This is a genomic window from Massilia orientalis, assembly GCF_030411975.2.
GTDB classification, from domain to species: domain Bacteria; phylum Pseudomonadota; class Gammaproteobacteria; order Burkholderiales; family Burkholderiaceae_D; genus Telluria; species Telluria orientalis.
This window is the reverse complement of record NZ_JASNRB020000002.1, coordinates 152,683-165,719: the sequence shown is the minus strand read 5'-3', so window position 1 is coordinate 165,719 and position 13,037 is coordinate 152,683. Positions and strand designations below refer to the sequence as shown.

Annotated in this window: 15 protein-coding genes; 5 read left to right on the top strand and 10 right to left on the bottom strand. The window is 67.8% G+C overall.

Annotated elements, in window-relative coordinates:
- Positions 1 to 101: 101 nt before the first annotated feature.
- The 3 genes from QPK29_RS02785 to QPK29_RS02775 are packed head-to-tail and all read left to right on the top strand — an operon-like array spanning position 102 to position 2,038.
- The gene (locus QPK29_RS02785; RefSeq protein ID WP_371769740.1) at positions 102 to 887 is read left to right on the top strand and encodes a DUF72 domain-containing protein; all 786 of its coding nucleotides are present in this window, start codon (positions 102 to 104) and stop codon (positions 885 to 887) included.
- Positions 851 to 1,609: a Mut7-C RNAse domain-containing protein gene (locus tag QPK29_RS02780; RefSeq protein WP_371769741.1), complete on the top strand. Its 759-nt coding sequence runs from the start codon at positions 851 to 853 to the stop codon at positions 1,607 to 1,609. Before QPK29_RS02785 ends, QPK29_RS02780 begins: the two co-directional genes overlap by 37 nt.
- A 12-nt stretch (positions 1,610 to 1,621) precedes the next feature.
- The gene (locus tag QPK29_RS02775) at positions 1,622 to 2,038 is read left to right on the top strand and encodes a hypothetical protein (protein ID WP_371769742.1); all 417 of its coding nucleotides are present in this window, start codon (positions 1,622 to 1,624) and stop codon (positions 2,036 to 2,038) included.
- Here QPK29_RS02775 and QPK29_RS02770 read toward each other — a convergent pair.
- From QPK29_RS02770 to QPK29_RS02750, 5 genes are all read right to left on the bottom strand, one after another.
- A complete protein-coding gene (locus tag QPK29_RS02770; RefSeq protein WP_371769743.1) occupies positions 2,035 to 2,445 on the bottom strand; it encodes a hypothetical protein in 411 nt (136 codons plus the stop codon). The genes QPK29_RS02775 and QPK29_RS02770 overlap by 4 nt on opposite strands.
- Positions 2,446 to 2,626: 181 nt before the next feature.
- Positions 2,627 to 2,974, bottom strand: a complete 348-nt coding sequence (locus QPK29_RS02765; protein ID WP_056131704.1) for a hypothetical protein — start codon at positions 2,972 to 2,974, stop codon at positions 2,627 to 2,629.
- Complete coding sequence (locus tag QPK29_RS02760; protein WP_371769744.1) at positions 2,971 to 3,408, bottom strand: GNAT family N-acetyltransferase; 438 nt, start codon at positions 3,406 to 3,408, stop codon at positions 2,971 to 2,973. Before QPK29_RS02760 ends, QPK29_RS02765 begins: the two co-directional genes overlap by 4 nt.
- 8 nt (positions 3,409 to 3,416) lie before the next feature.
- Positions 3,417 to 4,220 carry a lipid II flippase Amj family protein gene (locus QPK29_RS02755; RefSeq protein ID WP_371769745.1) on the bottom strand — a complete coding sequence of 268 codons (804 nt, stop codon included), beginning with the start codon at positions 4,218 to 4,220 and terminating at the stop codon, positions 3,417 to 3,419.
- A 123-nt stretch (positions 4,221 to 4,343) separates the two neighbouring features.
- Entirely contained in the window at positions 4,344 to 4,964 is a 621-nt protein-coding gene (locus tag QPK29_RS02750) for an ABC transporter ATP-binding protein (RefSeq protein WP_371769746.1), read from the bottom strand.
- Between the two features lie 116 nt (positions 4,965 to 5,080).
- Between QPK29_RS02750 and QPK29_RS02745 the strand changes: the two genes are divergently transcribed.
- Together QPK29_RS02745 and QPK29_RS02740 are read left to right on the top strand one after the other, a co-directional pair.
- Positions 5,081 to 6,220 carry a glycerate kinase gene (locus QPK29_RS02745; RefSeq protein ID WP_056328928.1) on the top strand — a complete coding sequence of 380 codons (1,140 nt, stop codon included), beginning with the start codon at positions 5,081 to 5,083 and terminating at the stop codon, positions 6,218 to 6,220.
- Between the two features lie 49 nt (positions 6,221 to 6,269).
- Positions 6,270 to 7,436: an aminotransferase class V-fold PLP-dependent enzyme gene (locus QPK29_RS02740; protein WP_371769747.1), complete on the top strand. Its 1,167-nt coding sequence runs from the start codon at positions 6,270 to 6,272 to the stop codon at positions 7,434 to 7,436.
- On the opposite strand, the gene QPK29_RS02735 is transcribed toward QPK29_RS02740, so the two are convergent.
- The 5 genes from QPK29_RS02735 to QPK29_RS02715 form a co-directional block, all read right to left on the bottom strand.
- Positions 7,415 to 8,137, bottom strand: coding sequence for an ABC transporter ATP-binding protein (locus QPK29_RS02735; RefSeq protein WP_371769748.1), 723 nt, complete (start codon positions 8,135 to 8,137; stop codon positions 7,415 to 7,417). The genes QPK29_RS02740 and QPK29_RS02735 overlap by 22 nt on opposite strands.
- A 9-nt stretch (positions 8,138 to 8,146) precedes the next feature.
- The gene (locus QPK29_RS02730) at positions 8,147 to 10,093 is read right to left on the bottom strand and encodes a branched-chain amino acid ABC transporter ATP-binding protein/permease (RefSeq protein WP_371769749.1); all 1,947 of its coding nucleotides are present in this window, start codon (positions 10,091 to 10,093) and stop codon (positions 8,147 to 8,149) included.
- A complete protein-coding gene (locus tag QPK29_RS02725) occupies positions 10,090 to 10,980 on the bottom strand; it encodes a branched-chain amino acid ABC transporter permease (protein WP_056131728.1) in 891 nt (296 codons plus the stop codon). Before QPK29_RS02725 ends, QPK29_RS02730 begins: the two co-directional genes overlap by 4 nt.
- A 164-nt stretch (positions 10,981 to 11,144) precedes the next feature.
- On the bottom strand, positions 11,145 to 12,302 hold the full coding sequence (locus QPK29_RS02720; protein ID WP_160409807.1) for an ABC transporter substrate-binding protein: 1,158 nt from the start codon (positions 12,300 to 12,302) through the stop codon (positions 11,145 to 11,147).
- 224 nt (positions 12,303 to 12,526) lie between these two features.
- Positions 12,527 to 12,934, bottom strand: coding sequence for a hypothetical protein (locus QPK29_RS02715; protein ID WP_371769750.1), 408 nt, complete (start codon positions 12,932 to 12,934; stop codon positions 12,527 to 12,529).
- Between the last annotated feature and the right edge of the window lie 103 nt (positions 12,935 to 13,037).

Genomic DNA, 13,037 nt, shown 5'->3' with positions numbered 1-13,037 from the left:
GTAGGTAATCGATATTCTGGGCCCGGTGGCGCGTGCGCCGTCGATCATGCCGTTCGACATAGAATCGGATGCCGGGCGGATGCCCTCCAACATGGGTCCAGATGAGCGAATTGCAATCCACGGCAGTCAATCGGCCCCTGATCGGCTGCGCCGGCTGGGGCCTCAACAAGGATGTGGCGGCCGACTTCCCCGTCGAAGGCAGCCACCTCGAGCGCTACGCGGCCGTGTTCCCCGCGGTCGAGATCAACTCGTCGTTCTACCGGCCGCACCAGCCGCAGACGTACGCCCGCTGGGCCGCCAGCGTGCCCGACGCCTTCCGTTTCTCCGTCAAGCTGCCGAAGGCGATCACGCACGAGGCGAAGCTGCGCGACGCGGACGCGTTGCTCGACCGTTTCGTCCGCGAAGCCGGCGAACTGGGCCCGAAACTGGGCTGCGTGCTCGTCCAGCTGCCGCCCAGCGGCGTGTTCGATGCGGAGACCGTCGCCGGTTTCCTGCCGCGCCTGCGCGCACGCTTTCCCTGCATGCTGGCGCTGGAAGGGCGCCATCCGACGTGGTTCGGCGACACGGCGACCGCGCTGCTGCGCGAGCACGGCGTCACGCGCGTGATGGCCGATCCGCCCGCCGGCCAGCCCGGACCGCACGCGCCGACGACGGCGTCGACCTACATCCGCCTGCACGGCACGCCGCACATCTACTACTCGTCCTATTCGCCGGAGTTCCTGCGCGAGGTCGAGCAGCGGATCGTCGCGATGGAGCAGCCCGGCGCGGACCTCTGGTGCATCTTCGATAACACGGCCGAGGGCCATTCGGTGCCGAACGCACTGGACGTGCTGCGCGGCGTGGACGAATCATGGTCAGCGCGACGTTCCGCTTCTACGGCGAACTGAACGACTTCCTCGCGCGTGAGCGGCGCGGCCGCTCCTTCGCGGCGCCGTGCGCGCGCGCCGCCACGACCAAGCACATGATCGAGGCGCTCGGCGTGCCGCACACCGAGGTGGAACTGGTGCTCCTGAACGGCGAGCCGCGGGGCCTGGACGACATCCTGGAAGAGGGCGACCGCATCGCCGTCTACCCGCGCTTCACGACCTTCGATGTGGCCGACGTGGCGCGGCTGGACCAGCGTCCGCCGGGCCGCGTGCGCTTTGTCGCCGATGCGCATCTCGGCGGTCTCGCGCGGCTGTTGAGAATGGCGGGGTTCGACACCATCTACCGCAATACGCTGAACGACGCCGAAGTCGAAGCGATCGCGCTCGATGACGGCCGCGCCGTGCTGACGCGCGACCGCGAACTGCTCAAGCGCCGCGGCATCGCGTACGGCTGCTACGTGCGGGCGCTGAAGGCGGAAGCGCAGCTGCGCGAAGTGGCCGAGCGCTTCGGCCTGGCCGAGCGCATGCGCCCGTTCACACTGTGCCTGTCGTGCAATGCGCCGCTGCGGCCCATCGCGAAGGCGGAGGTGAGGGATCGGCTGCCGCCGCGCGTGGCCGCCACGCAGGACGAGTTCAGCACGTGCGACCGCTGCCACGGCGTATTCTGGAAGGGCTCGCACTGGCGGCGCATGGCGGGCGTATTAAATGAGATACACTACTTGCCCGGACGAGCCATCCGTTGACAGCGTGACCCCATGTTGCAACAAGTATCGATACCCATCCGCACCGAATGTCCCCCCGGCGCCTGCGTCTGCGAGCGCGAGATCCTGCTCGCCGATCCGGACGCGGACCTGCGCCCGTTGCGCCTCACCCGCACGGAAGAGCAAAAACTGCTCGAGCGCATCGACGCCGTCGCCAGCTACGATGACCTGAAACGTCTGCAGGAGCGCATCCGCGCCAACCTCGGCGTCGAACTGAAGATCGCGCCCGGTCCGAACGAGGTGCGCACCTTGCGCGGCATCCTCATCGTGCTGGAAGACCGTCCGGGCCTGTGCAAGAAGGTGCGCCAGTCCGTGCCCGCGGCCGTGCGCAGGGTGCTGGAACGCCATCCCGGGATCACGTACGCGATCCTCGATGCGCACGATCTGTTCGGGGCGGGCGGCGGCGGCTAGCGCTGCGCGATCGGCACCGAGGTGAGCACGACCTCGGCCATGCCGACGCCCGGCACGTAGCGCAGCGTCATGTCGTTCTCGTCGTTGCCGCGGCTGAATTCCATGGTCACGTTACCGTCGCCGGACACGAACTTCCGGGGCGATATGGTAAGGAGCCGCAGCGGCCTGTTCCGGTCGATGAGGACGTCCACGTGGCGCATGTCGGGACGCACGTCGACGGACCAGCCGTTCGACATCTCGTACGTGCCCGCGATCTGCCGGGCTTGCTCGTTGCGCAGGCGGTAGGGCCCGTCCATGGGTTTGACCTGGACGACGGCGACCGGGTCGTCCGGCGCCAGGGTTTGCGCCTGCGTGCCGGACGCGGACACGAGCAGGACGGGGATGAGCATCAGGGACAGGGGACGCATGATCGTTCCTTCACGAAGTACATGGAGACTTCGGTCAGGCATCGCGTCGCAACGGCACGATGTCGGCCGCCGGTGTGGTCATCCCAGTCTAGGGCGGAGCACGCCAACCGCAAGGCGGCCAGCGCGTGTATCACGAAACAATCTGATTTTGCCGGGGACCAGACCGGCGCGGCATGACGCGTTACTCGTCGAAATCCTCGGCCAGGTTCTTCCACCCCTTGCTTTTCGCGAACGGCGCGAATTCCTCGGGCGCCTCGAGCACGATGAGACGGCTCTCCTGCAGGCCGGGATCGCTGTGGCCGAAGTCCGGCCCCTTGTACCCGACGGCGCGCAGCCGGTCGATGATGGCGCGCACGAGGACGGAGTCCTTGTAGGCGCCGGGGTCGAGACGGTCCTTGAATTTCACGTACACGTCGATGATCCCGTAGCCCTCGTCGAAAATGCGGATCGACTTGACGTCGAGGTTACGGCCATTGGCGTCCCTGGCCTGGAATGGGCCGGACAGTTCAATATCGGAATCGGTAGTCATGGCGCCAAGGATACCACCGGGCGCGCCAGCGTGTACGCGATCTCGGTGGCGCCGACGGGCGCGCGGCGCCAGCCCTGGGCGGCATAGAAGCGGTCGGCGCGGGTGCCGGCGCCGGTCGTCAGCCGGATCTGCGCGTGGCCTTGCGCGAACAGCCAGTTCGCCGCCCGCTCGAGCAGCGCCTTGCCGAGTCCCCGGCCTTCCTGGCCCGGCTGGATGAAGAGCGCCCAGATCGACGCGTTCACGTTGTCGGCGTAGCTGAACCCGACGATGCCGCCATCGGCTTCGGCTACCCAGCCGCGGCCCGACCGTTCCAGATAATCCTCGTACATCGCGACCGTGATCCGTGTGGGGTCGCGCAAGGCGTTCTCGGTGACGGCCAGCCGGATGCGCGACATGGCGGGGATGTCGGCGTGGGTTGCGCGTCGAAACAGCACGTGCCCGGTCATATGACCCGGGCCACGGACGCGATCAGCAGCGACGCCGGTACCAGCAACGCCTGCGCGGCGACGGTGCCGGCCAGCCGGCTGCCGACCAGCCAGACGACGGCCTTCCTGAACTGGCTTTCCGTGACGTTGCCTTCGACGACATCGTCCGTCATCCCCGACATGTGCGGGTCGATGAACACGGCCATCATGATGGTCGCGCCGCCGTTGATGATCGAGGAGAGCGTGCTGGAGGTGACGCGGACCGACGGGTCGAGCACGCCGGCGTACAGGGCCGCGAACACGCCGACGGTCCAGAGCGCGGTGGCGCCGACGTTCAGCAGCGTGATCCGGCCCGACACGCCATGTCCCGACCGGAATCCGGTCATGTTGCGCGCGGCGGGCATGCGGGCGACGTCCCGGACGTACGACAGGCCACCCTTGAAGAAACCATGGAGGATCAGCTTCGGGATCGAGCGATGTGCCTGGAAATGCAGGACCGCGCGGCAGAATACACGCTGGAACGTCGGAATCAGCAGGGCGCCCGACACCGTCGCAAGACTTGCGGACACGAGCAGCCAGCGAAAATCGGCGAGCAGCGCGCCGCCGGCCAGGGCGTCGAGGTGGGTCTCGACGCGCTTCGCCAGGAACGGGCCCAGGAACGAATTCGACGTCCGCGACACGAGCATGAGAATGCCGAACAGGGCCAGCGACACGGCGATCCGCCCGGTCCGTACGCCGGCGATCCGCACCGAATACGCCAGGGTCCCGATCAGGTGGATCACGAACGTCAGGAAGCAGATGAAGAAAAGTTGCGTGTCCATGTCGGCCTGCCGGTTCATTGCACGACATACACCGGGTCCTGCTGCCGGCCATGCGCCGGCGGCGACGCCAGCGCGGCGGCCACCACGACGAGTGAAGCAGGCTGTGTCATCGCACCTCCCCGATTAACGGTCTGTGAGTGTTTCGAATTCTATCTCTGCCGCGCCGATCGCATCCGCGAATGCCTTGTCGTGCGTGGACATGAAGACGACGGACGTGTCCCGTTGCGCCGCCAGCAGGTCGGCGAGTACGGCGCGCGCGTCCGCATCGAGGCCGTTCGACGGTTCGTCGAGCAGCAGCACGGCGGGTTCGCCGATCCACGCCGCCGCCAGCATCAGCTTCTTTTGCGTGCCCAGCGACATGGCGCCGCAGCGCGTGTCGAGATGGCGCGCGAGGCCGAAGCGTTCGACGATGCGGGTGACCTTGTCCGGGATCGCGCAGCCTTTGGCCCAGGCCACGAACGCCAGCAGTTCGCGGCCCGTCACGAACGGGTACACGGGGCACTCGTCCGGCGCGTAGGCCAGGCGGGCTTTCGCGGAGGCCGGTTGCGCGCGCAGGGAGTGGCCGTCGATGACGATGTCGCCGCCGTCGGCCTCGTCGACGCCGGCCAGCACCCGCAGCAAGGTCGATTTGCCGATGCCGTTCGGCCCCCGTAATGCGTAGGCGCCCGGCGCGAAGCGTCCGGTCCGCCGTTGCAGGACGGGCCGGGATCCATATGATTTGCTCACGTCGTCGAAGCGCAGCATGGTGTCTCCTGGGTCGGGACGCAGGATTATGAACGACTTTTTGTCGATAAAGCAATATATTCCCGCTGAAGTCCGGGCTCGTATATCCTTGCGGGCATCGAGATCAAGGACAACCCATGAAGATCGTCATCGCCCCCGATTCGTTCAAGGAAAGCCTGACGGCGCTGCAGGTGGCCGACGCCATCGAGGCCGGCATGCGCGAGATCTGGCCCGACGCGACCTACGTGAAGGTGCCCGTGGCCGACGGCGGCGAGGGCACGGTACAGGCCATGATCGACGCGACCGGCGGCCGGCGCGTGGACGTGCGCGTGACAGGCCCGCTGGGCCAGGCGGTGGACGCGTTCTACGGCGAGGCCGGCGGCACCGCCGTGATCGAGATGGCGGCGGCCAGCGGCCTGGAAGGGGTGCCGCCCGACCTGCGCGATCCGCGCACGGCCACGAGCCGCGGCACGGGTGAACTGATCCGCGCCGCGCTCGATGCCGGCGCGCGCAGGTTCGTGCTGGGCGTGGGCGGCAGCGCGACCAACGACGGCGGCGCCGGCATGCTGCAGGCGCTGGGCGTGCGCCTGCTCGATGCGGACGGCAGGGACCTCGGCCCGGGCGGCGCGGAACTGGCGCGCCTCGACCGCATCGACGCCTCCGGGCTCGACCCGCGCGTGCGCGAGGCCGAATTCCGGATCGCGTGCGACGTCGACAACCCGCTCGTCGGCCCGCGCGGCGCGTCCGCCGTGTTCGGCCCGCAGAAGGGCGCGACGCCGGCGATGGTCGCCCAGCTCGACGCCGCGCTCGCGCATTATGCGGAGGTCATCCGGCGCGACCTTGACGAGGACATCGCGCAAACCCCTGGCGCGGGCGCCGGCGGCGGCATCGCGGCCGCGATGGTGGTGTTCCTGGAAGGGCAGCTGAAACCCGGCGTCGAGATCGTGCTTGATGCCGTCGGGCTCGATGCGGCCGTGCGCGACGCGGACCTCGTCGTGACGGGAGAGGGCCGCATCGACGGCCAGACCGTGCACGGCAAGACGCCGATGGGCGTGGCGAACGTCGCGCGCCGCCACGGCAAGCCCGTCGTCGCCATCGGCGGCGGCCTCGCGGTCGATGCGGACGCCGTGCACGCGCACGGCATCGAGGTCGTGGTCGCGGCGGTCGCGCGGCCGTGTTCCGTCGCCGAGGCGCTGGCTGCGGGCGCGGACAACCTGCGCCGCGCGGCGCGCAATCTCGCGGCGGCGCTGGCGCTGGGGGGACGCCTGCAGCATTGACCGGGGCGGGCTATGATGGCGGTTGCACAACGCCCGACAGGAGCCCGTCTTGACCGCCATCCTTCCCGACGACGAATCGTTCTGGTCCACCGTCCGCGCGCAATACACGCGCTCGCCCGACTTCATCAACCTGGAGAACGGCTACTTCGGCATGCCGGCCGATCCCGTGCGCGCGGCGCTCAAGCGTTACCAGGACGAGGTCGACGTCGAGAACGCGTTCTTCCTGCGCAAGCGCTGGCCCGCGCGCCTCGCGCACGTGAAGGCGCTGCTCGCCGGCTTCACCGGCGTCGCGCCCGATGAGCTCCTGATCACCCGCAGCGCCGTCGAGTCGTTGAATATCGTGTTCCAGGGTTATCCGTTCGAACCCGGTGACGCGATCCTGATGGCGCGCCACGACTACGACTTCAGTCACGACATCGTCCGCATGGTCGCGGCGCGCAAGGGCCTGGCCGTCATCGAGGTGGACGTGCCCCACGACCTGGAAGACGAGGACGCGATCGCGGCGCTGTACGCGGACGCGATCACGCCGCGCACCCGCGTGCTGCTGATCACGCACATCGTGCACCGTACCGGCCGCATCATGCCGGTGGCGCGCCTGGCCGCGCTGGCGCGCGAGCGCGGCGTCGATCCCATCGTCGACGGCGCTCACGCGCTCGCGCAACTGGACTACAGGATCCCGCAACTGGGCACGCAGTTCGCGGCGTTCAACCTGCACAAATGGGTCGGCGCGCCGCTGGGCACGGGCCTGCTGTACATCGCACGCGAACGCATCGCCGACATCGCGCCGCTGTACGGCGACGTGACGTTCGGCCGCACCGACATCGACAAGCTGGGCGCGTTCGGCACCGTGCCGCCGGCGCCGATCATGGCCATCGAGGACGCGCTGGCGTTCCACGCGGCGATCGGCGCGCGCAACAAGGAAGCGCGCCTGCGCTGGCTCGCGCGGCGCTGGATGGACCAGGTGCGCGACCTGCCCGGCGTGCGGATCTACACGCCGCGCGATCCGAACCTGCACTGCGCGCTGGGCGCGTTCGGCATCGACGGTGTGCCGGCCGCGGAGGTCGCGCGGCGGCTGATGGATGAACACCGCATCTTCACCGTCACGCGCAAATTCGGCGGCACCGAGATCGTGCGCGTGACGCCGCACCTGTACAGCGGGCCCGAGGACCTCGATGCGCTGGCGGATGCGATCCGTCAGTGGGCGCCGCCCAGGTAGGCCGCGACCACCTTCGGATCGTTCTTCAGGCTCGCGGCGGGGCCGTGCACGGCGATGCTGCCGTTTTCCAGCACATAGCCGTAATCGGCCACGTTCAGCGCGGCCTGGGCGAACTGCTCGACGAGCAGCATGGTAACGCCTTCCGTCTTCAGCCGCGCGATGATGCGGAAGACTTCGTCGACGAGGATCGGCGCGAGGCCCATCGACGGTTCGTCCAGCAGCACGACGTCCGGATTCAGCATGACGGCGCGCGCCATCGCCAGCATCTGCTGCTCGCCGCCGGACAGGGTGCCGGCCAGCTGCGCGCGGCGTTCCTTCAGGCGCGGGAACAGTTCCAGTGCGCGCTCCAGGTCGTGCTGCACGTCGCCCTTCGGCCGCGAGCGGGTGAAGCGCGGGAAGGCGCCCAGCAGCAGGTTGTCCGTGACGGTCATCGTCGCGAACACGCGCCGCCCCTCCGGCGAATGGGCGAGGCCCGCGCGCGCGATGCGGTGCGATTCCATGCCGGTGATGTCGCGGCCGGCGAGCATTACCTTGCCGCCGCGCGGCTTGATCATGCCGGAGATGGCGCGCATGGTCGTCGTCTTGCCGGCCCCGTTGGAACCGATCAGCGTGACGAGTTTGCCTTTCGGGACTTCCAGCGAGATCCCGTGCAGCACTTCGACCTTGCCATAGGCCGCGTGCAGGTTGTCGATGGTGAGCATGCGGTCTCCTCAGACGGCGGCGGAGGCGGCGGGTTCGCCGGCGCCGCCCAGGTAGGCTTCGATCACGCGCGGGTCGGACTGGACGCGCGCCGGCGTGCCCTCGGCGATCTTCTGGCCGAAATCCAGCACGGTGACGGTGTCCGAGATCGACATCACGACGTCCATGTGGTGTTCGATGAGGACGATGGTGATGCCGTGGTCGCGGATCTTGCGGATGATGGCCATCAGCTCGCGGATGTCCGGCGCCGTCAGGCCCGCGGCCGGTTCGTCCAGCAGCAGCAGGCGCGGGTCCAGCGCCAGCGCGCGGCCGATCTCCAGCAGGCGCTGCTTGCCGTAGGGGAGGTTGCGCGCTTCTTCGTCGGCGAGGTCGGCGAGGCCGACGAAACTCAGTATCGCGGCCGCCCGCGCGCGCGCGGCCAGTTCCTCGCGCAAGCGGCGCGGCGTGTGCAGCATGGCGTCGAACACGTTCGAGCGGAAGCTGTGGTGCAGGCCGACGAGGATGTTTTCCGTCGCCGTCATCTCGCCGAACAGCTGCACGTTCTGGAACGTCCGCGCGATGCCGCCCAGCGCGATCTGCGCCGGCGTGCGGCCCGTGATGCCGCTGCCGGCGAAGACGACCCGGCCGGCCGTCGGTTTATAAATGCCGGTGAGGACGTTCATCATCGTGCTCTTGCCCGACCCGTTCGGCCCGATCAGGCCGTGCACGGTGCCGCGCGCGACGGCCAGGTCCACCTGGTTCAGCGCCTTCAGGCCGCCGAACTGCATCAGCACCTGCTCGACTTTCAGCAGATCGCCGCCGGTGGCTTCCGCCTGCGGCACGCCGGCGAACGGATCGCCGCCGTGGTCCGCCAGCGCGCGCGCATGCGTGCGGCCGCGCCCGAGCAGGTCGCGCAGGAAGCCCACGATGCCCTCCTGCAGGTAGTAGACGACGAACAGCGTCATGAGGCCGAAGATCGTCAGGCGCCAGTCGACCATGCTTTCCAGCTTGTAGGAGACCACGGCCAGCGCCAGCGTCGCCACGACGGGGATGGCGACGCGGCGCGCGGTCGTCTTGCGGCGCGCCAGCAGCAGCCCCGCGCCGACGACGGCGAGGATCGCGGCGCCGATGGCGATGCGGCGGAACAGGTCGATGTCGGACAGGAGGCTCGGCAGCATCACGACGATCACGGCGCCGATCAGCGCGCCGCTGCGGGTCTTGCGGCCGCCCATGATCACGGCGAGCAGGAACAGGATCGTCAGCTCGAAGTTGTACGTGTTGGGCGAGATGTATTGTTCGGAATAGGCATACAGGCTGCCGGCCAGGCCCGCGAAGCCGGCGCTGATCACGAACGCATAGACTTTATAACGGTACACGGAGACGCCCATGCAGTCCGACGCGATGGGACTGTCGCGCAGCGCCTCGAACGCGCGGCCGATGTGCGATTTGAGCAGGCGGTGCACGAGCAGCAGCGACACGATCATCAGCGCGGCCACGGCGTAGTAGTACTCGACTTCCGACAGCTCGTGCCCGGCCACGGTGGGCTTCGTCAGCATGATGCCCATCGGGCCCTCGGTGAGGAAGGTCATCTCGTTGATGAGGATTTGCACGATGGTGCCGAAGGCCAGCGTGACCATCGCGAGATACGGCCCCGTCACCCGCAGGGCGGGCAGGGCGAGGATCGCGCCGAACAGCGCCGCACCGGCGATGCTGGCGGGGAGCGTGAGCCACCATGCGGCGCCCAGCTTCATCACGAGCACGCCCGTCACGTACGAACCCACGCCGAACAGGCCGGCGTGGCCCAGCGACACCTGGCCCGTGTAGCCGACGACGATGTCGAGGCCGAACAGCAGGATCGCGTAGATCAGGATCGTTTCGACGAGGTGGATGTAGTACGGGTTCCCGACCAGCACGGGAAAGGCGGCCAGCAGCGCGATGCCCGCGATCGCGCCGCTCCAGGTCAGCTTGTTCATCGTCATACCTTCTTGATGGCGGCCTTGCCGAACAGGCCGGACGGCTTCACGGCCAGCACGAGCAGCAGCAGGACGAGGCCCGGCACTTCCTTGTAGCCGGTCGACAGGTAGAAGCCGGTCGCCGTCTCCGCGATGCCGAGGATGATGCCGCCGACGATGGCGCCCATGCCCGACGTCAGCCCGCCGATGATCGCGACGGCGAACGCCTTCAGGCCCAGCGACGCGCCCATCGTGGCGCTCGTGAGCGTGAGCGGTGCGACGAGGGCGCCCGCGAAGGCGGCCGTCGCGGACGACAGCGCGTACGAGAACGTGATGACCATGCCGGTGTTGATGCCCATGAGGCCCGCCGCGTCGCGGTCGTTCGCGGTGGCGACGACGGCCTTGCCGTAGATGGACTTGCGGTTGAAGATCTCGACGGCGAACATGATGGCGAGCGCGCCGACGATCACGGCCACCTGCATCGGCTGCACGTTCGCGCCGAGCACGGTGAACGGTTCGGACGACAGCGGCGACGGGAAGGGCAGCACGTCCTTGCCCCAGATGTTCTCGGCCACGTTCTTGAAGATGATGGCGAGGGCGATGGTCGACATGATCCAGCCGAACTCCGACTTGATGCGGATCGCGGGCCGCACGGCGATCCATTCGACGAACACGCCCTGCAGCGCGCCGAACAGGACGACGATGGGAATCATCAGCCAGTAGCCGAGATAAGGTCCGCCGTGGATGGTGCCGACGAGCGACAGGCCGACGAGCGCGCCGAGCATCAGCGCCTCGCCCTGGCCGAAGTTGAGGGTGCCGGACGTGGCGAACGTGAGCTGGTAGCCGAACGCGATCACGGCATAGATCATGCCGAGCGCGATGCCGGACACGACGAGTTGGAGCAGGATCTCCATGGTTCCTCCAGGGGCGGCACGTGGATAGAGCTCGTCGTTCCCGCGCAGGCGGGAACCCATGCTGAAGGGCCGAAGCCGGGCCTCGTTCGAACTGCGGGATGTCCGGGATACGGAATCCGGTTCGTCAGTATGGGTTCCCGCTTCCGCGGGAACGACGGATTACGTTACTTGGCCTGCACCACTCGCCCATCCTTCACTTCACCGAACTTGGTGTTCTCGAAGTTGATGGCCTCATGGTCCGTATGCGAGTACGGTTTGTTGTAGGTGGTGACGACGCCTTCGACCGGCGTCTTGAGGTCTTCCAGCGCGGCGGCGATCTTCGGACCCTCGGTGCTGCCGGCCTGCTGGATGGCGGCGGCGAGCAGGTACACGGAATCGTAGCCCTGCGCGGCCGACACGGCCGACGGCATGCGGCCGCCCGGCGGGTTGTAGGCCTTGATGTAGGCGTCGATGAACGCCTTGCGCTTCGGCGTGTCCGGGTTCTGGATGAAGGTCTGCGGCATGCGGGTGCCGTCGCCGTTCTTGCCAGCGTTGTCGATGAAGTTGGCCATCGCGAGCGTCCAGCTGCCGACGATCGGCACTTTCCAGCCCAGCTTCTGCATGCCGTTGGCGATCTGCGCCAGCTCGGGGCCGATGCCGTAGGTGAGGACGACGTCGGCGCCGGCCTGCTTGGCGCGCAGCAGCTGCGCCGTCATGTCGACGTCGCCGATGTTGTATTTCTCGACGACGACCGGCTTCACGCCTTTCTTGTCGAGCACCTTCTCGAGGTCTTCGCGGCCCAGCTGGCCGTAGTTGGTGGAGTCGGCGAGGATCGCCGGCTTCTTGAAGCCGCGGCGCGTGATCGCTTCCTCGACGATCATCGCGGACTGGATGGTGTCGTTCGCGGAGTTGCGGAAGATGAAGTTTTGCGGCTGGTTCGCGAACTGCTTGGTGACGATGGAGCCGGTGGCCACGTTGTTCATCACGGGGATCTTCGCCTGCTGGTAGAAGCGCTGCGAGGCGAGGGCGACGCCCGTGTTGATGTAGCCGACGGTGGCGGCGACGCGCTCCTTGTTGATGAGTTCCTGCGCGACCTGCACGCCGCGTTCGTTCTTCGCTTCGTCGTCGCGTTCGACCAGTTCGATCTTGCGGCCCAGCACACCGCCCTTGGCATTGATTTCAGCGGCGGCGAGACGGACGCCATCGCGCATCGACACGCCCATCGGCGCCGACCCGCCCGTGAACGGACCGGACACGCCGATCTTGACCGGCTCCGCCGCCATGCCCGACATCGAAAAACCCAACACTACCCCTGCAACCAATGCCTTTACCTTGAAATTCATTGTCGTCTCCGTAGTCGTATTCTCGTTTTACGCCGGGCACCGCGGACCAGTGCCGGGCCCATCGTGAGGCGATTGTAGAATGGCAATCAGACAACAGCAATCGATTGATGTGACGCGATGCAACATGCGTCATTCATGCAAATGCGTAAGGAAAGCGTCAGGCAGCAGGGGTACCCGCGAAAAAAAAGCTGCGCCGAAGCGCAGCCTTGTCGGTGGAGCGGGCGTCAGCGGTGACGCCACCCGCCGCGATGGCCCCAGCCGCCGCGATGGCCGCCGCTCCAGTGGTTCCAGCTGAAGCCGAGGCCGATCGAGATCGGCGGATACCACAGCGGGTCGGCATACAACGGGGCCGGCGCGTAGATCGGCGCGGGCGCGTAGACCGGCGGCGCGACGTACACCGGCTGGGTCACGACGGTCGCCGGGGCCGGGGAATAGGTCACGCGGCCGGCGTCGCCCGATGCCGCCGCGGCCGCACCGGTCCCCGGCGCCACCGGCGTCACGGACACGACCTGCCAGCCGTTGGCATCGGGTTGCGAATAGGCGCGCGTGCCGTAGTTGGCCGGCGCCGGGTAATACGTGGCGCAACCGGTCAGGGCGGCGGCGCAGGAAACGATAATAGCGAGCTTGATCATGGCGGTTCTCCTCACCTGCCAACTATAAAGAATCCGTTGGCGCGTGCCTGTTGTTTTACAGGCTGTTACAGATGTTCATGATCCGGAAAAAGAGCGTTACCGG